13 protein-coding genes and 6 pseudogenes are annotated in these 16,613 nt (G+C 69.2%); 11 read left to right on the forward strand and 8 right to left on the reverse strand.

The window, feature by feature from the left end:
• Positions 1-39: 39 nt before the first annotated feature.
• Positions 40-234, reverse strand: a pseudogene (locus OG972_RS39655) (response regulator transcription factor); the annotation flags it as partial.
• A 199-nt stretch (positions 235-433) separates the two neighbouring features.
• Between OG972_RS39655 and OG972_RS39660 the strand changes: the two are divergent.
• On the forward strand, positions 434-985 hold the full coding sequence (locus OG972_RS39660) for a DUF664 domain-containing protein (RefSeq protein ID WP_266989849.1): 552 nt from the start codon (positions 434-436) through the stop codon (positions 983-985).
• Between the two features lie 94 nt (positions 986-1,079).
• A pseudogene (locus OG972_RS39665) lies at positions 1,080-1,526 on the forward strand (IS630 family transposase); the annotation flags it as partial.
• A 102-nt stretch (positions 1,527-1,628) separates the two neighbouring features.
• Here the strand turns inward: OG972_RS39665 and OG972_RS39670 are convergent.
• Positions 1,629-2,339 (reverse strand): hypothetical protein, encoded by a 711-nt coding sequence (locus OG972_RS39670; RefSeq protein ID WP_266991072.1) that lies wholly within the window; start codon positions 2,337-2,339, stop codon positions 1,629-1,631.
• Positions 2,340-2,517: 178 nt separating this feature from the next.
• Here OG972_RS39670 and OG972_RS39675 point away from each other — a divergent pair, with 178 nt between their 5' ends.
• Together OG972_RS39675 and OG972_RS49375 are read left to right on the forward strand one after the other, a co-directional pair.
• Positions 2,518-2,763, forward strand: coding sequence for a hypothetical protein (locus OG972_RS39675; RefSeq protein WP_266989851.1), 246 nt, complete (start codon positions 2,518-2,520; stop codon positions 2,761-2,763).
• Between the two features lie 62 nt (positions 2,764-2,825).
• Positions 2,826-3,470 (forward strand): annotated as a pseudogene (locus tag OG972_RS49375) (transposase family protein).
• A gap of 201 nt (positions 3,471-3,671) precedes the next feature.
• On the opposite strand, the gene OG972_RS39690 reads toward OG972_RS49375, so the two are convergent.
• The gene (locus OG972_RS39690) at positions 3,672-4,706 is read right to left on the reverse strand and encodes an Lrp/AsnC family transcriptional regulator (RefSeq protein ID WP_266989856.1); all 1,035 of its coding nucleotides are present in this window, start codon (positions 4,704-4,706) and stop codon (positions 3,672-3,674) included.
• Positions 4,707-4,814: 108 nt separating this feature from the next.
• On the opposite strand from OG972_RS39690, the gene OG972_RS39695 reads away from it, so the two are divergent.
• From OG972_RS39695 to OG972_RS39710, 4 genes are all read left to right on the forward strand, one after another.
• Positions 4,815-5,975, forward strand: a complete 1,161-nt coding sequence (locus tag OG972_RS39695; protein ID WP_266991013.1) for an alpha-hydroxy-acid oxidizing protein — start codon at positions 4,815-4,817, stop codon at positions 5,973-5,975.
• Between the two features lie 281 nt (positions 5,976-6,256).
• Entirely contained in the window at positions 6,257-7,876 is a 1,620-nt protein-coding gene (mdlC, locus tag OG972_RS39700; protein WP_266989858.1) for a benzoylformate decarboxylase, read from the forward strand.
• Positions 7,877-7,928: 52 nt separating this feature from the next.
• Positions 7,929-8,690 carry an SDR family oxidoreductase gene (locus OG972_RS39705; RefSeq protein ID WP_266989860.1) on the forward strand — a complete coding sequence of 254 codons (762 nt, stop codon included), beginning with the start codon at positions 7,929-7,931 and terminating at the stop codon, positions 8,688-8,690.
• A 254-nt stretch (positions 8,691-8,944) separates the two neighbouring features.
• Positions 8,945-9,346 (forward strand): tautomerase family protein, encoded by a 402-nt coding sequence (locus OG972_RS39710; RefSeq protein ID WP_266989862.1) that lies wholly within the window; start codon positions 8,945-8,947, stop codon positions 9,344-9,346.
• A 111-nt stretch (positions 9,347-9,457) separates the two neighbouring features.
• On the opposite strand, the gene OG972_RS49380 is transcribed toward OG972_RS39710, so the two are convergent.
• Entirely contained in the window at positions 9,458-9,964 is a 507-nt protein-coding gene (locus tag OG972_RS49380; RefSeq protein WP_323135933.1) for a hypothetical protein, read from the reverse strand.
• Positions 9,965-10,134: 170 nt separating this feature from the next.
• Between OG972_RS49380 and OG972_RS39720 the strand changes: the two are divergent.
• Positions 10,135-10,464, forward strand: a pseudogene (locus tag OG972_RS39720) (zinc ribbon domain-containing protein); the annotation flags it as partial.
• Between the two features lie 61 nt (positions 10,465-10,525).
• On the opposite strand, the gene OG972_RS39725 reads toward OG972_RS39720, so the two are convergent.
• Both OG972_RS39725 and OG972_RS39730 read right to left on the reverse strand, forming a co-directional pair.
• Positions 10,526-12,181 (reverse strand): IS1182 family transposase, encoded by a 1,656-nt coding sequence (locus OG972_RS39725; RefSeq protein WP_266989864.1) that lies wholly within the window; start codon positions 12,179-12,181, stop codon positions 10,526-10,528.
• 108 nt (positions 12,182-12,289) lie between these two features.
• Entirely contained in the window at positions 12,290-12,781 is a 492-nt protein-coding gene (locus tag OG972_RS39730; RefSeq protein WP_266989866.1) for an FBP domain-containing protein, read from the reverse strand.
• A gap of 71 nt (positions 12,782-12,852) precedes the next feature.
• Here OG972_RS39730 and OG972_RS39735 point away from each other — a divergent pair, with 71 nt between their 5' ends.
• Together OG972_RS39735 and OG972_RS39740 are read left to right on the forward strand one after the other, a co-directional pair.
• Positions 12,853-13,422 carry a TetR/AcrR family transcriptional regulator gene (locus OG972_RS39735; RefSeq protein WP_266989868.1) on the forward strand — a complete coding sequence of 190 codons (570 nt, stop codon included), beginning with the start codon at positions 12,853-12,855 and terminating at the stop codon, positions 13,420-13,422.
• A gap of 93 nt (positions 13,423-13,515) precedes the next feature.
• Positions 13,516-14,694: a GDSL-type esterase/lipase family protein gene (locus OG972_RS39740; RefSeq protein WP_266989870.1), complete on the forward strand. Its 1,179-nt coding sequence runs from the start codon at positions 13,516-13,518 to the stop codon at positions 14,692-14,694.
• 95 nt (positions 14,695-14,789) lie between these two features.
• Here the strand turns inward: OG972_RS39740 and OG972_RS39745 are convergent.
• Together OG972_RS39745 and allB are read right to left on the reverse strand one after the other, a co-directional pair.
• Positions 14,790-15,074, reverse strand: a pseudogene (locus tag OG972_RS39745) (IS110 family transposase); the annotation flags it as partial.
• Positions 15,075-15,199: 125 nt separating this feature from the next.
• A pseudogene (allB, locus tag OG972_RS39750) lies at positions 15,200-16,577 on the reverse strand (allantoinase AllB).
• Between the last annotated feature and the right edge of the window lie 36 nt (positions 16,578-16,613).

A 16,613-nucleotide genomic window follows, 5' to 3' on the forward strand; every position in this document is an offset into this window, starting at 1 on the left:
GCGGGCCGGTGTTCTGCGCGACGGCACCGTCCAGCTGGTCTAGGCGTCGGCGATCCCCGCGTCGTGGGCGAGAAGGCCGGCCTGGGTGCGGTTGACGCAGCCCAGTTTGTCCAGCGTCCGCGAGACGTAGCCCTTGATCGTGGCTTCGGAGAGGTACAGCCGCGCCGCGATCTGCGCGTTCGACAGGCCCTCGCCGAGACCGGCCAGCACCTGGGCCTCCCGCTCGGTCAGCGAGCCGTGCTGGGCTCCTGCTACAGCCAGTTGGCGATCGTGCTCGCGACGCGGCGTAGGACACGGCTCCGGACTCACGACGCGGCGTGTCCTTGATCAGCCAGCCAACGATCCGACCCCGCGTATCCCGGACTTGCCAGGGATCGAGACCTGACTCCACCGCGGGTTCCGGGGATGGTCACCCGGAGCCCATGATGTGGGCATGAAGATTCCCGACCGACGGATCGAACTGTTCACCGGCACCGGCAGCGAGCACCGGTTCAGCGGCCCCGCAATCGGTGACGAGCGGAGCATGCTTGTGGCTGTGCTGGACGCCCAGCGCGCCACCCTGAAGCTGAAGTGCTCCGGACTGGGAGCGGAGTTGGCCTTGCGGTCCGTGTCCCCGTCCTCGCTCTCCCTGCTTGGCCTTGTCCGGCACCTGGCCGACGTGGAACGCCGCTGGTTCCGGGCCGTGCTGGCCGGGCACGACGTCGAGCTGCGCTTCTCCTCCACGGACGTCCCCGAGGGCGACTTCGACGGCGCCAGCCCCGACCCCGAGGTCGTCGCGGCGTCCTGGGCGGCCTGGCGCGCCGAAGTCGCCTTCGCGGAAGCGTTCGTCGCCGAGGCTTCGCATCTCGACATCCAGGGCCACGACCCCTGGCGGGGCACGGTCTCCCTGCGCTGGGTGCTCATCCACATGATCGAGGAGTACGCCCGTCACAACGGACACGCCGACCTGATCCGCGAACGGATTGACGGCGCGGTCGGGGTGTGACTCCGGGCGGCTGCGCTGGCCCCGCTCTACGGCTCGATCATCTGGCTCTGCAGCCTCCGACCCGCTGATTGATGACGACTCCGCACAGGCCCTAGTGAACCGCTGGCGTGCCCGGTTCGTTGAGGACCGGCTCGACGGGCTGGCTGATGAGCCGCGTCCGGGCCGGCCGCCGTCGGTCCTGCTCGACCGGGTCGAGGACATCGTGGTGGCGACCCTGGAATCCACACCGAAGAACGACACCCACTGGTCGCGTGCGTCGATGGCCGAGCACAGCGGTCTGTCGAAGTCCACCATCGGGCGGATCTGGAAGAAGTTCGACCTCAAGCCGCATCTGCAGGACTCCTTCAAGCTGCCCACCGACCCGCAGTTCGTGGAGAAGGTCGTCGATGTCGTCGGGCTGTACCACAACCCGCCCGAGCGGGCCGTGGTGCTCTGCGTGGATGAAAAGTCGCAGGTGCAGGCACTGGACCGGTCCCAGCCCGTCCTGCCGATGATGCCGGGCATGCCCGAGCGCCGCACCCACGACTACCTGCGGCATGGCATTACCCGGCGGACGTCGATCGCCAGTGGCTACCGCTGTCTGGCGCGGACGACGTGTGAAGGTGCCCGACCATGCCAGAAGAAACCAAAGCAGCTCTTGCCGTCAGGGGAAGTCCGGGCACTCGTCGGCAAAGCCCTGCGAGACGGGCTGCCAAACGCCGTGGTCCTCACGCACGCTCAGCCGATCCGCTTCCTCCGCAGTCTCGATCAGCTGAGCGGTGGTCAAGGGGGCGGCCGCCGCGAAGACCCGCCCGAGGTGGTGGCAGTGCAGCATCGGACGGAGTTCCTCCGAGTACGGCTCATCGGCGACCGCGAAGAGATCGGGCAGCGTCCAACCCAGCGGACCTGCTACGGCAGATAGATGCTGCCGGCGGTGCGGACTCGGGTCCCAGCGCCACACCATCCCGTGCAGCGTGCTGAGGGACAGTCCCATGAACGGCAGTTCGCGGATGCCGAAGCCTCGATTGCGGATCAGCGCGCCGAGCACGGCGGCAAACCTGGTCTCGGCGGGACGGCGGCCCGGCCACGCCGGCTGCACGAAGGGTTCTGGAGCGGCGACGCGGGGCAGCGAGCGGACGAAAGCCTCCAGCGCGGCGAGCTGCGAGTGGTCGCAGTAACTGGCGCGGTATGCGAACTGCCTCATGACCCTGGCGTCGCGCTCCGGGGGAAGGAGTTCCGCCGGCACCGGGTGGCCTGCGACAACGAGAAGGTCGGCGGCCGGTATGTCGAGTTCGGCGGCAAGTTCGGTGAGTCGCTGCGGGGCAGTGTCGGTTCCGCTCGCGGCGAGGCTGCTCAGGATGATGGCCCGTTCCATGTGATGAAGGTAGCGGGTGGGCTGCCAGGACAGCCGGGGCCGCATGAGTTCGCGGCTGGGACTCACCTTCGGTGATCGCCCGGGGCGTATCGGCTCCAGGTTCCACCGGCTTCGACGACCAGGTGAGTGGTGGTCTTGTCGTGGTAGCCGAGGGCCCGAGCGAGTGGCGGGGCGTGCGGTGCTGCAGGTCCCGCACCACGGTGAGGATCCCGACGAGGCCGCGCTGCCCGCCGACTACCGCACGATCGTGGTGATCGTGCGGGCTGTCGGTGGCCCGGTGCAGGTCAGGGCGGTGGGGGAGGAGTTGGGCCTGGAGGTGGTGGTGCGCGGCAAGCTGGAGTCACTGCGCGCGAAGATGACCGAGCTCGTCGGCCGCGGCTCGCTGCACAAACGCCCCGACGGGCGGTTCACCGCACGCCCATAACCGTGCGTGTCGCATGCGAGCGGGGCGTAACCGGCGGGCCCCTGGCGGCAGTTGAGTTTGGTGTGAAGAAAAGCAATTACACCGTCGAGGGCTCTGACGGCCTTGTCTGCACCGCCCGTCTGCCGCGGTCGAGTGCCACCTTGAACTGGCTCGCCGACCTGGTGCGCGGCCAGCTGGAGAAGATCGGTTCGCGGTGGCGGACCCTGCCCGCGAGGAAGATCGCCGCCCTCGTGCTGGCGGTGTTGTGCTGTGACCAGCGGCCGGGTGACCTGGCCGGCGGGAACGGGGTGCACCGCACCACCGTGACACGGTGGGTCAGGGAGGTCGTCGGCCTGCTGGCCACCCGCGGCCCGCACCTGGACCGTGCCCTGAAGAAGATCACCTGAATGGGTGGCGGGGTGGAGCTGCTGGAAGGTTCCTTGATACGCACCCGGCGGCACACCGGGGCGGAGAACCGGAGGAACTACTCGGGTAAGCACAAATGCCATGGTCTGCTCGTGATCGCGCTGACGGATGACAGAGGCCGCCTGGTGTGGGTTTCTGCGGTCCGGCCCGGGCGGACGTCGGAGATCACCGCCTGCCGTCACGACCAGCTCACCGCCAAGCTGCGGGCGGCCGGCCTCGGCAAGGTACGTACCGACCCGAAGTGGGCAACCGTGCTGGTGAGGGCCCTGCTGGTGCTGACGAACCGCGAAGTCGCCCGCTGACCGACGATCTTGGCGGGAGTCATCCGCTCGTGACCAGCTCGAGCATCCCGAAGATCGCGCACACCCGACCCGTGACCAGCAACTTCCCGATGCACACCCCTCATTGGGCCGATTCCCTCACCCTGTTGGCACTTCCAGCGCGACATGGCTGTGGGCACGCTGGGCCATGAGGAACATGGTGGAGCCGGCAGCTCGTGTGCGTCACATCGCCGGCTCCGCCCAGAGGTCGGGCGGAACGATGCCGACGGAGCGGCCGTGGGGGTCCAGGAGGCGCCCGAGCAGCTTGTCCTGCCGCAGGGTGATGACGCGGTCGACGATGTCCAGGCTCGGGTGAGCGGAGGCCAGCTGGGTTTCCAGGCGCAGTACGTCACTGACGGAGTGCAGGCTGGCCTGGAGGATGAGGTTGTGTGGGCCGCTGACGGCGGCGCAGTTGCGGGTCTCGGGCAGGCGCATGAGGGCGGGGCCGATCTCGGGGAGGTCGGCGGGTGGGACTCTGGCCCAGAGGGTGACCGAGACGGGCCAGCCGCCGAGGGGGCGGGCGAAGTCGCAGCGGAACCGCAGGAGGCCGCGTCGGGTGAGGTGTTCGGTGCGGCGTTTGGCGGTGTTGAGGCTGACGCCGAGGTCGCCTGCCAGGGCCTGGTAGGAGGCGCGGCCGTCGTGGGCGAGCCGGGTGATGAGGGCGCGGTCGAAGGGGGTGATCTCGCCCGCGGCGACAGGGGTTCGGGCCGGGGGTGGGCCGGTCAGCTGGGCGCGCTGGCCGGGGTCCAGGGCGGCAATGCGCCACCGGCCGCCCTCGGTGAACATGTGAGTGACGATCCGGGCCTGCACGGCGGTGATGCCGGGAAGGTGCGGGAGCAGGTCCAGGGCGTAGCGGGACAGGGCCGGCAGGTCGCGGGTGGCGACGATGGCAAGGATGTCGTGGCCGGCGGCCGCGCGCTCGATCGTGAGCATGTGAGGGTGGGCGCTCAGTGCCCGGGCGACCCCGGCGGTGGCTCCCGGGGCGCAGTCGATCACGACGAAGGCCACGCAGATCTGCTCGAACAGGCGGGGGCCGGGTGAGAAGCCCACCCAGGCGGCGCCCTGCTCGGACAGGCGGCCGAAGCGGCGGGCCACGGTGACCGGGTCGACCTCCAGTGCGCGCCCGAGCTCGGTCCATGAGGCCCGCGGCCGCAACTGCAGGGCATTGATCAGCGCCAGGTCGTCCTCTGTCAGCAGTGCTGGTACATCATCCTGCATGCTTCTGCCCTGCGAGGCAGAATCCTGCGTTTGGCGGCTTTCACGCGTCACTCTCCCATTGTGGAGTTCAGGGGCCCGCACCTGGCGAGCGTGAAGGAGGGCCGGGCCATGGCGTACGGCGACTATCAGGATGAGATCTACATCGACGGGCTGCGCGGGGTGATGCCGCGCTTCCCGATGACCTACGACGAACTGGAGCCGCTGGCTCAGGCCGCGCTGGCCGCCTCCGTCCGCTCCTACGTCATGGCCGGAGCCGGCGACGAGCGCACCCAGCGGGCCAACGTCACCGCGTTCGAACGCTGGGGCCTCATCCCGCGGATGATGGTGGGGGCCACGGACCGGGATCTGTCCGTCGACCTGTTCGGGATGCGTCTGCCCTCGCCGCTGTTCATGGCCCCGGTCGGCGTGATCGGGCTGTGCGCGCAGGACGGCCACGGCGATCTCGCCACTGCCCGCGCCGCCGCCCGCACCGGCGTGCCGATGGTCGCCTCCACCTTGACCGTCGATCCGCTCGAGGAAGTCGCCGCCGAGTTCGGCGGCACCCCGGGCTTCTTCCAGCTCTACACGCCCACCGACCGCGAGCTGGCCGAGAGCCTGGTCCACCGTGCCGAGAAGGCCGGATTCAAGGGCATTGTGGTCACCCTGGACACCTGGATCACCGGCTGGCGGCCCCGCGACCTCGGCGTCAGCAACTTTCCTCAGCTGCGCGGGCACTGCCTGACCAACTACACCAGCGACCCCGTCTTCCGCGCCCGTCTCGCCCGCAGCCCCGAGGACGACCCGGCGGCCGCGGTCGCCGAGTGGACGCGGATCTTCGGCAACCCGCTCACCTGGGACGACCTGCCCTGGCTGCGCTCGATCACCGACCTGCCACTGATCCTGAAGGGCATCTGCCACCCCGAGGACGTCCGCCGTGCCAAGGACGGCGGCGTGGACGGCATCTACTGCTCCAACCACGGCGGACGCCAGGCCAACGGCGGCCTGCCCGCTCTCCACGCCCTGCCCGACGTGGTCGAGGCCGCCGAAGGGACGCCCGTCCTGTTCGACTCCGGTGTCCGCACGGGAGTCGACATCATCAAGGCCGTCGCCCTGGGTGCCACCGCCGTCGGCGTCGGTCGCCCCTACGCCTACGGCCTCGCCCACGGCGGCGAAGCCGGCGTCGTCCACGTCCTGCGGTCCCTGCTCGCCGAGGCCGATCTGATCATGGCCGTCGACGGCTACCCCACCCTCGCCGATCTCACCCCCGACGCCCTCCGCCGCCTCACCTGACACCCGCCAACCAGCCGGGGCGGACGCACCGGCGGTCCCTCGCCCACCGAGTGGTGCGCCCTGGCCCACCACCGCGGCGAATCAGGCCAGGCCCTCACGCAGGCCCGTCACCGAACAGACCAAATTTCACGACAGGCACCTCTTTGTTCAGCAGGATCAGACTGGCGCACGGGTTCCGGCATCCCCACGACGCCGAAGACGGCATTCGAGCCTCCACCGAGAAGCGCTCATCCCTCCGGCAGGCCCCTTGAACCAGAAACCCAGCCCCAGCAAGAAAGTCGATGACAACAATGACTGAGCAGTCCACCGTCCGCAGTGTGACCTACGACCTGCTGCGGACCCTGAACCTCACCACGGTCTTCGGTAACCCCGGCTCCACCGAACAGCCATTCCTGCAGGAATTCCCCGAGGACTTCACCTACGTGCTGGCGCTGCAGGAGGCGTCCGTCATCGCGATGGCCGACACCTTCGCCCAGGTGACCGGCCGCCCCGCACTGGTCAACCTGCACTCCTCGGCCGGGATGGGCAACGCGGTGGGCAACCTGGTGGCGGCCTACCACGGAAACACGCCCCTGATCATCACCTCCGGCCAGCAGCACCGGGAACTCGTGATCGGGGACCCGTACCTCGGCAACCGCGAGGCCACCACGCTCCCGAAGCCGTGGGTGGAATGGTCCTACGAACCGGCCCGTGCCGAAGACGTCCCCGAGGCGTTCATGCGGGCCTACGCGGAGGCGTTGCAGCCGCCGACGGGACCGGTGTACCTGTCGATCCCCATGGACGACTGGAAGCGGCCCCTGTCCGGCTTCACCCGGGTGCGGACGGTCAGCGACCGCGTAGCCCCCGACACCGCGCGGCTGCGCGCCTTCGCCGACCGCATCTCCGCCAGCCGTCGCCCCGCACTGGTCTTCGGGCCCGAGGTCGACCGGGCCGGCGGCTGGGACCCGGCGGTCGCGTTGGCGGAGAAGCTGCGCGCGGCCGTCTACGGCGCCCCGCTGCCGGACCGCGCCTCCTTCCCCGAGGACCACCCCCTCTTCGGCGGCCCGCTGGGCATGTCGGTGAAGACCATCAGCGACCGGCTCACCGGGCACGACCTGGTGGTCATGATCGGCGCGGAGGTGTTCCGCTACTACCCCTACGTGCCCGGCGACCACCTCCCCGAAGGCACCGAACTCCTCCAGATCACCGGCAATCCCGCGGTTGCCGCGGCGGCGCGCGTGGGTGACAGCCTCCTGGGCGATCCCAAGACGACGATCGAGCTGCTCCTGGACATGGTCGCTGAGGGATCGGCGCGGACCGCTCCGGAACCGATGCCGCGGCCCCGTGAGTTGCCGCAGGCACCGAACACCCCGCTCACCCCGCCGGAGGTGTACGCCGCCCTCAGCAAGGTTCGGCCGTCCGACGCGGTCATCGTCAACGAGTCGACCTCCACGATGGCGCAGCAGATTGAGTGGCTCCCCACCAACCGGACAGGATCATTCTTCGCCACGGCCAGCGGAGGCATCGGCTGGGGTACCCCGGCTGCCGTGGGCGTCGCGCTGGGCGACCGGGACAGGGGCGTCGAACGGCCGGTGGTCGGTCTGATCGGCGACGGCTCCTTCCAGTACTCCGTGCAGGCCATCTATACGGCGGCCCAGCACAACCTCCCGATCGTGTACGTCGTCATGCGCAACCAGGAGTACTCCATCCTCAAGTCGTTCGCCGTGCTGGAGGAGACCCCCGGCGTGCCAGGGCTCGACCTGCCCGGGCTCGACATCGCCTCCGTCGCCCGCGGCTTCGGATGCCGCGCGGTCGACGTGGAGACCACCGAGGACCTGGAGAAGGAGTTCAAGGGGGCCCTGACCGCCGGCACCACCACCGTCATCGTGGTCGCCACGCAGCCCCAGAAGGCGATGTTGTAGGCCTCGTGGCTCGCACGGTCGGAGAGAGAACAGCGGAGAGAGGACAGCAATCATGGACTTCGGACTGAAGGACCGGGTGTACATAGTCACCGGCGGCACCCGGGGGCTGGGCATGGCCGCCGCGCGCGAGCTGGTGGCGGACGGTGCGCGGGTGGTCGTCAGCGGCCGCAGCGAGAAGTCGGTCGCCGCCGCCCAGGCGGAGCTCGGCGGCGCGGGGCAGGCGGTCGGCGTCGTGGCCGACAACGCCGACACCGACACTCCGGACCGGCTGATCGCCGCGGCCCGCGATGCCTTCAAGCGGCTGGACGGGGTGCTCATCAGCGTCGGCGGGCCCCCGGCCGGTACGTCGGACACCATCGACGACGACCACTGGCGCGCCGCCTTCGAGTCGGTCTTCCTCGGTGCGGTGCGGCTGTCCCGCGCTGTTGCGCCGGAGCTGGGCGAGGGAGGTGTCATCGGCTTCGTCCTCTCCAGCTCCGTGTACGAGCCGATCCCCGGCCTCGCGATCTCCAACGCCCTGCGGCCGGGCCTGGCCGGCTACGCGAAGAACCTCGCGAACGAACTGGGCCCGAGGGGCATCCGCGTCGTCGGCCTCATACCCGCCCACGTCGAAACCGACCGGGTACGCGAACTCGACGCGCGACACGACGATCCCGCCGCGGCCCGCGAGCGTGCGACCGCCGGCGTCCCCCTGCGCCGCTACGGAACCCCGGACGAGTTCGGCCGCAGCGCCGCTTTCCTGCTCTCGCCCGCCGCGTCGTACCTGACGGGTGTGATGCTGTCGATCGACGGGGGCGTGCGCAAAGGCTTCTGACGTAGGCCACGGCGAACGACACGACCGACCATGTGAACACCGAGGGGGTGCCAGGAGCCAACGCCTGCAGCGTTGCGGATCCCGGGGAATCCTTCCGATCCGGACCGGACCGATAACCTGCGCGCTGACCCGATCGGAACGGATCTCCTGCCCGTTACGACGCGAAAACCCTGGCTCGGGATGCGTCAACCGTCACTGTCTGCTCAGGCCCGCCGTCTGTCAGCCGTGACACCCCAGGCAGTTGAGGAGTCATCATGCCCATCTACACCTGCACTGCGGCCCAGGGATCGCTGACCAGCGAGGTGAAGGCCCTGCCAGCAGCCGAGATCACCCGGATTCACGTCGATATCAACCACGTGCCACCGGCCTACGTCAACGTGGTCTTCTCCGAGTTGCCCACGGACAGTGTCTTCGCGGGCGGGCAGCCTGAGACACCGCTGATCCTCACTGGCTGGGTGCGGCGAGGCCATCCGCAGAAGGAGGCGACGCGACTGGCCCTGGAGCTGTCCTCAGCGATCGCCCGGATCTCCGGTATGGACGAGAGCCAGACCATGGTGGTGCTGCAGGACGGTCGTGCCCGGTCCGCTGTCGAGGGTGGGCACGTGCTGCCCGAACCAGGTGAGGAAGAGAAGTGGTTGCGCCGGACCGGCGGCTGAACAGCGTGTGCGTCTTTGTGCTCGTCCAAGCCGGACGACATCGACCAGTCCGCCGGACAGCAACTCACTGTCGAGCTCGGGCTGTTCGACGTCGGCATCGTCCAGCACCACTCACATCCGAACGGTGTGAGGCGGTGTGAGGGTGACTGCTTGATGGCGGCAGGGAGACCGTGCGGTCTCGGCATACGCGCACCATCCGCCGTGCTGCGCCGGTCCGCGCGGGCGGGTGCCCGCCGCTGCCCCCTCGCAGGGGCAGATCGCGAGGTCCACGTGCATCCGCCAGACGAGAATTTCAGCGGGCGCGGAGACACTGATCCGCCGGCCGCCGCTCGCGGTGAAGCGGACAACGTCACCCGCGGCGGCGCGTGTGAACACGGCGACCATCGCCACCCCACCCGAGGTGTTGGACAGCAGACCGACCGGGACCATCGCGACGGCGAGGCCGACCGGCCACCGGCGCCGCAGCCAGACCGCCGCATGAGCGATCGCGCCGAGTGTCTGGTCGAGGACGGCGAGGGGATGCGACAGGCCTGGTTTGTCAGGCAGGGAGTGCGCCGCCCTCAGGCCGAGGACGACCGCCAACAAGAAACAGGAGAAGTCGACGGCCCAGTCGCGCACGGTACGCCGCGGCCGGATGTGCGGCGCCCGATTCCAGCTCGTGGACCAGCGCGGACGGGAACAGCCGCCGGCACCCCGCCGGTCCCGGAGGCCTCCGCGCCAGCTCGTCAGTGGTCGTGATCGACAATTCTGACCTCGCGCTACCACGTGGGGGCTGTCCAACGGGTGATTCCGTAAGCGATGCCGCATGGTCGCAGTTCCGGAGCATGCTGGAGTACAAGTCCCAGTGGTACGGGCGGGACGTGATCGCAGTCGACCGCTTCTTTCCTTCCTCCAGGCTGTGCTCCGCCTGCGGCAGCCTTCAGCGGGAGATGCCGCTGCATGTCCGTACTTGGACATGCGACTGCGGCACGACTCACGACCGCGACGTGAACGCGGCACGCAACATCCTCGCGGCCGGGCTGGCCGTGAACGCCTGTGGAGCCGGTGTAAGACCTCAACGGAGAACTCCGGGCGGGCAGTCGGCAATGAAGCAGGAAACCCTACAGCGCGAGCCGTAGGAATCCCCCTCCTTCAGGACTCCGTTGGGAAATGCGTAAACCGGCGGGTGTGATCTTGTCGTCAGGCGGCGAGTTGGAGTCGGGCGAGGTGTGAGGTGCGGGTTTGGCCGAGGGGTGTTTCGCTGAGCCAGGCGTCGAGTCTGATGATGTTGATGGCGGTGGCGGCGAAGATGTGTCCGAGGTGGGTTTTGGGCAGGCCCGTGTAGCGGGTCCGGCGGATGCGGGTGCGCCGGATTGCCTGGGAGATGGTGCCCTCCACTCCGGCGCGGATGTTGTAGCGCTGCTGCCACTGGTCGGTGAGCTGTTCGCGGCGTCGGTCTTCCAGTGCTGCCTGCTGGTCTTGGGGCAGCAGGGTCAGGCTTCGGCCCCACTTGCCGTTCGCCGCCTTGGTGCACTTGTCCTGCACCGGGCAGGCCGCGCAGTCTTGGGCGGTGAAGTGCACCCGTGAGACGGGAGTGCCGCTGCTCTTGCGCTGGTCGGACCAGCTGGCACTGATCTTGCCCTGGGGACAGACGGCGTTCTTGGCTTCCCAGTCGATCGTGAACGCGCTCTGCGTGAAGTGCTCACCCTCGTAGTTCTCGTGGCATGTATCCAGCCCGACCGGCCCCAGCAGCTCGATCCCATGTGCGTCGCGCGCGGCCACGATGTGGGCGGCGGTGACGTAGCCGGCATCGACGTCGTGCTCATCGGGTAGCAGTTCACGTGCGGCCAGGCCCTGGTGGACTGCTGCGGTGACCTCGGTGTCGGCGACGGTGGCGTCCGTGGTGACGACATGGGTGATCAGGTGCGGGGCGTGGGGTTCGCAGGTCTCGCTGAGGTGGGTCTTGTAGCCGCACCAGCCCGATCCGCGCTTGGTCGCGTAGCGGGCGTCGGGGTCGTAGGGCGAGGCGAGCCGGCGTCTGCCCGGCGGGAGGTCTTTGCCCTCCCGCCAGCGCACCTCCTCGCCGTCGCGGTGGTACTGCTCCACCCAGGCCCGGCGCAGGACCTGGACAGCGGGGACTTCCCGTAACCACGCGGGAGCCTGGGGTGCGTAGACGGCCTCCAGGATGGTGAGGCCGTCCCTGCCGACCTGCCCGGCCCACTCGGCGCGGACGTTGTCGCCCTTGGGAAAGCGGTAGGAGTCGATCCGGGCGCCGTAGCGTTTGGCCCAGTCGGCGGTGACCAGCGGCAACAGCCATGCCGGGGCGGCGGCGGCCAGGGCTTCCAGCGCCGCGCGCAGGGTCTCGCCGACGAACTCCATCCGGTTCAACGTCCGCACGGCCGCGAGAACATGGGTGGAGTCGGTGCGCTGACGCCCCCCGGAACGCAGCAGCCCGAGGTCAGAGATCCGCTCCAGGATCAGGTCCAGGACCTTTTCCTCCAGGCCGTGCTCGATCAGCCGGGCGCGGAAGTCGCTCAGCACGGAGAAGTCGAACCCCGAATCGTCCAGCTCCAGACCAAGGAGGAACTTCCAGTCCATGCGGGCCCGCACCTGGTCAGCGGCCTGCCTGTCAGTCAGCCCCTCTGCGTATTGCAGCACCGACACAAGCGCCAGCGCCCCCGGCGACACCGCCGGACGACCCCGTGACGAAAACGCCTCAGCGAAGGAATCGTCTTCGAACAGCGGGCCCAGCACTTCACGCACGCGGACAGCCAGTGTCCCCTTCGGGAACGATGCCCGCACGACCCGAGCAGTCAGCTCCGGCACCCCACGGTCGTCCCGAGACTCCAGCGACACCCAGCCCCACCTCTCGCTCCGACGAACAGAACGATCATGTCAAGCTCAGCAAGCCGACGAGCCCGGTTTACGCATTTCCCAACGGAGTCCTTCAGGAGGGGGAGGAAGTCAATCGGTGACCCTGGCGATGAACGCGGCGAGGTTCACGACGGTCCGCTGGATCTTCTCCTCCAGGGTGAGTGACTCGTGGAGCCGTGCACCGATGCCCGCGTCCTTCTTGCCCCGTACGTACAGCGAGCAGGCGAGGTCGCTGCATATGTAGGCGCCCACGGAGTTGCCCTGCTGCCCGGCCTTGCCGGCTTTCGCGGCGACCATGAGCGAGACGCCTCCGGTGTGGGTGGTGATGCACATCGAGCACATACTGCGCCGCATCTGCCAGGAGGCGGGGCTCGGGCAGCGCAAGGCGAGCGCTACCGGGCGGCCGTCCAGCTCGGTGGCGAGGTAGGCCCGGTCGGGGGCCTGGGGGTCCCTCCAGCCAAGGAAGTCCAGGTCGTCCCAGGGCCGCTCGGCCAGGTCGCGGGGGACGGACAGGCGCTTCGCCTCGCCCTTGGTGCAGTTCACGAACGCGGTACGGATCTCTTGCTCAGTCAGCGGCTTCATAAACGACACGCTAATTTGCCTAAAGCTATTAGGCAAATGCATAATAGTTGTCGCTGGATAGGAGGAAGGTTATGGTTCGAGCAGGACTGACCACGGAGCGTCTGACCCGGGCGGGAGCGGAACTGGCCGACGAGGTCGGCTTCGACCAGGTGACCGTCTCGGCGCTCGCCCGGCGGTTCGACGTCAAAGTCGCGAGTCTGTACTCGCACCTGAAGAACTCCCAGGACCTCAAGACCAGGATCGCCCTGTTCGCCCTGGAGGAACTCGCCGACCGGGTCGCCGATGCCCTGGCCGGGCGTGCCGGCAAGGACGCCCTGGCTGCCTTCGCGGATGCCTACCGCGACTACGCCCGGGAGCACCCCGGTCGCTACGCAGCCGCCCGCTTCCGGCTCGATCCCGAGACGGCGGCCGTCAGCGCCGGGGCGCGGCACGCGCAGATGACGCGGGCGATCCTGCGCGGCTACGACCTGACGGAGCCGGACCAGACGCACGCGGTCCGGATGCTGGGCAGCGTCTTCCACGGCTACGTCAGCCTGGAGTTGGCCGGAGGCTTCGAGCACAGCGTCCCCGACGCGCAGGAATCCTGGGCCTGGATCGTGGATTCCCTCGATGCTCTGCTACGGAACCGGGCCACACCCTGACCAGCAGCCCCCCGCACCGCCGGAGGCAGTCCGCTGCGCCACGCACCGGCGCATCTGAACATTTTCGGAAATATTGATCAACAGGCTGAGGCAATGAACACTGAGCACTACACGATCACCACACCTGTCACCGCGGATATGCTGCGCGGTCACCTCGACGTGGAAGCGACCGCGCACGGTCTGCTGCCGCATCGGCTGCCCGCCAGGGCGCGCCGGCAGATCCCTGACAACCAACTGGCCGTGGCCGAGGCCCAGCCCTCCGGTGTGCGGTTGGTCTTCCGTACCCGGGCCACCACGATCGACTTGGACACGCTGCCCACCAAGCGGGTCTACCGAGGTTTCCCGGCCCCGGCGGACGGCGTGTACGACCTACTGGTCGACGGCCGTCTCGCTGCCCAGGCCACGGTGGCCGGCGGTAACGTGCGCATGATTACCGACATGTTCACCCAGTCCTCCGAGCTGTCGGAGGGGCCTGCCGGCACCGCCCGGTTCACCGATCTGGCGGCGGGTGACAAGGATGTCGAGATCTGGCTTCCGCATACGGAGAGCACCGAGTTGATCGCCCTGCGCACCGACGCCCCCATCGAGCCGGCGTCGGACAGCGGGCGCAGGGTGTGGCTGCACCACGGCAGTTCCATCAGCCACGGCTCGAACGCCGCCCATCCGACCGCCATCTGGCCGGCGCTGGCAGCCGCCCAGGGCGGAGTGGAGCTGGTCAACCTGGGGTTCGGCGGCAGCGCGCTGCTGGACCCGTTCACCGCCCGCGCGATGCGGGACACCCCCGCGGACCTGATCAGCGTCAAGGTCGGCATCAATGTCGTCAACTCCGACGTGATGCGCCTGCGCGCCTTCACCCCTGCGGTGCATGGCTTCCTCGACACCATCCGCGAGGGGCATCCGACGACGCCGCTGCTGGTCGTGTCCTCCATCCTGTGCCCGGTCCAGGAGGACACCCCGGGCCCTCTCGCGCCCGACTTCGACGGCGGCACCTTGCGGTTCAAGGCCACGGGCGATCCGGCCGAACGCGCCGCCGGGCGCCTGACGCTCAACGTCATCCGCCACGAACTTGCCCGGATCGTCGAACAGCGGGCGGCCGAAGACCCGAACCTGTACTACCTCGACGGCCGCGACCTGTACGGCGAGAAGGATTACGCCGAATTCCCGCTGCCCGACGAGGTCCACCCTGATCCCGCAGGACACCGCCGCATCGGCGAGAACTTCGCGCGGCTCGCGTTCGGCGGTGGCGGTCCCTTCGCCACCAAGACAAGCTGAGCAGGCTCACGGTCACATAGGCCGCGGTCGCCACATCGCCATGCTGCTGCCGGAGTTCACGCCCGCGATGCGCCCCCACGCCGGCTCGCGCGTACCTCCAGCAGTTCGCTGATCTGGGCTTCCAGGGCCCGACGTTGTTCGTGGACGGCCGCGAGTGAGCGGGCCAGGGATGGGATGACCACGTCTAGGGTGCCGGTGCCCGGAACGACGACGGTCTGTTCGTCGAGAGCGTCGAAGACGTCGTCGATGAGCCGGGTGGCCATGCGCGGGGCCTTGGGGCGGATCAGCTCGACGAGTTTGCGGCGGCCGGCTTTCCGCAGGGCAGCCGGGGAGCCGTAGCGTTCCAGCAGCCAGGTGACGGCTTGGTGCTGCGGACCGACGGTGCCGTGCGCTCTGCCACACACGAACACACGACTGCTCGGCACCATGCGCACTGCGGCCCCCGACGCGTCCGTCGGAGGCCGCAGTGCCCGCTCACCTGCCGGCGACCACGCCGGCCCCGGCCTCAGCCGTTCCTGTCGAGCAGGCGTCCGGTGGGCTCGGCGAGAGTGCCGCGGTCGGCTATGCGCTCTCCGCGCAGCCAGGTGGAGGTGACGACACCGTGCAGCGTCTTGCCGGCGTAGGCGGTGACCCGGTTGCGGTGCTCCAGCTCGGCCGGGTCGACGGTGAAGGTCGCGTCGGGGTCGAGGACCGCGAAGTCGGCGTCCCGGCCAGCCTCGATCGCGCCCTTCCTGTCCAGGCCCGCGAGCCGTGCGGGTGCGGTCGACATCCAGCGGACGACGTCCTCAAGGCTGCGGCCACGGCGGCGCGCCTCGGTCCAGATGGCGGGCAGGCCGAGCTGGAGGGAGGAGATACCGCCCCAGGCGGAGGCGAAGTCGGGGCTCTTGAGTTCCGCGGTCGAAGGTGAGTGGTCGGAGACGATGCAGTCGATCGTCCCGTCGGCGAGCCCCTCCCACAGGGCGTCCTGGTTGGCGGCCTCACGAATCGGCGGGCAGCACTTGAACTCGGTGGCGCCGTCCGGGACTTCCTCGGCCGTCAGGGTGAGGAAGTGCGGACAGGATTCGACCGTGATCCCGACTTCCTCGGCCTTGGCAGCGGCGATCAGCGGCAGAGCGTACGAGGACGACAGGTGCAGCACATGCACACGGGCCTTCAGTTGCCGGGCCTGGGTGATCAGGTTCTCGATCGCGGTGTTCTCGGCGTCGCGCGGCCGGGAGGCGAGGAAGTCGACGTACTTCCCCCCCGCTCTTCTGCGGGGCCGCGGCCAGGTGGTGCGGATCCTCGGTGTGCACGATCATCAGGCCGCCGAAGCCAGCGATCTCGGCGAGGGAGTTCGCGAGCTGCTCCTGGTCCAGCTCGGGGAACTCGTCCACGCCGGAGGGCGACAGGAAGCACTTGAAGCCGAAGACGCCGGCGTCGTGCAGGGGCCGGAGGTCCGTGACGTTGTCGGGCAGCGCGCCGCCCCAGAAGCCGACGTCGATGTGCGCTTTGGTGCGGGCGGTCTCCTGCTTGACGCGCAGGTGCTCCACCCTGGTGGTCGGCGGGAGGGAGTTGAGCGGCATGTCGACGAGGGTCGTGATGCCACCGGCCGCGGCCGCGCGGGTGGCGGTCCAGAAGCCCTCCCACTCGGTGCGCCCGGGGTCGTTCACATGCACGTGGGTGTCGACGATCCCGGGGAGTACGACGTCGTCGCCGACGTCCTTCAGACGGGCACCGGCCGGTACCTCGGCGTCGTACCGCAGCACCGCGGCGATCGTCCCGCCGGAGACGGCGATCGACGCGCGACGCGTCCCCTCGGGGGTGATGACGCGTGTCGAGCGCAGTACGAGCTGTACGTCGGGCAACGGATGCCCCTCCTCTTTCGCGGTTGATTGTGTCTTCATGGGTCGTCCGCCCGGGCCGGGCACCGGTCGCCTGTC

The sequence above is a fragment of the Streptomyces sp. NBC_01669 genome (assembly GCF_026339735.1).
In the GTDB taxonomy this organism is placed as follows: Bacteria; Actinomycetota; Actinomycetes; order Streptomycetales; family Streptomycetaceae; genus Streptomyces; species Streptomyces yanii.

Coding starts and splice junctions, on each gene's coding strand:
- OG972_RS39660 (WP_266989849.1), top strand. CDS start 434: ATGAAGATTCCCGACCGACGGATCGAACTGTTCACCGGCACCGGCAGC.
- OG972_RS39670 (WP_266991072.1), bottom strand. CDS start 2,339: ATGGAACGGGCCATCATCCTGAGCAGCCTCGCCGCGAGCGGAACCGAC.
- OG972_RS39690 (WP_266989856.1), bottom strand. CDS start 4,706: ATGCAGGATGATGTACCAGCACTGCTGACAGAGGACGACCTGGCGCTG.
- OG972_RS39695 (WP_266991013.1), top strand. CDS start 4,815: ATGGCGTACGGCGACTATCAGGATGAGATCTACATCGACGGGCTGCGC.
- mdlC (WP_266989858.1), top strand. CDS start 6,257: ATGACAACAATGACTGAGCAGTCCACCGTCCGCAGTGTGACCTACGAC.
- OG972_RS39705 (WP_266989860.1), top strand. CDS start 7,929: ATGGACTTCGGACTGAAGGACCGGGTGTACATAGTCACCGGCGGCACC.
- OG972_RS39710 (WP_266989862.1), top strand. CDS start 8,945: ATGCCCATCTACACCTGCACTGCGGCCCAGGGATCGCTGACCAGCGAG.
- OG972_RS39730 (WP_266989866.1), bottom strand. CDS start 12,781: ATGAAGCCGCTGACTGAGCAAGAGATCCGTACCGCGTTCGTGAACTGC.
- OG972_RS39735 (WP_266989868.1), top strand. CDS start 12,853: ATGGTTCGAGCAGGACTGACCACGGAGCGTCTGACCCGGGCGGGAGCG.
- OG972_RS39740 (WP_266989870.1), top strand. CDS start 13,516: ATGAACACTGAGCACTACACGATCACCACACCTGTCACCGCGGATATG.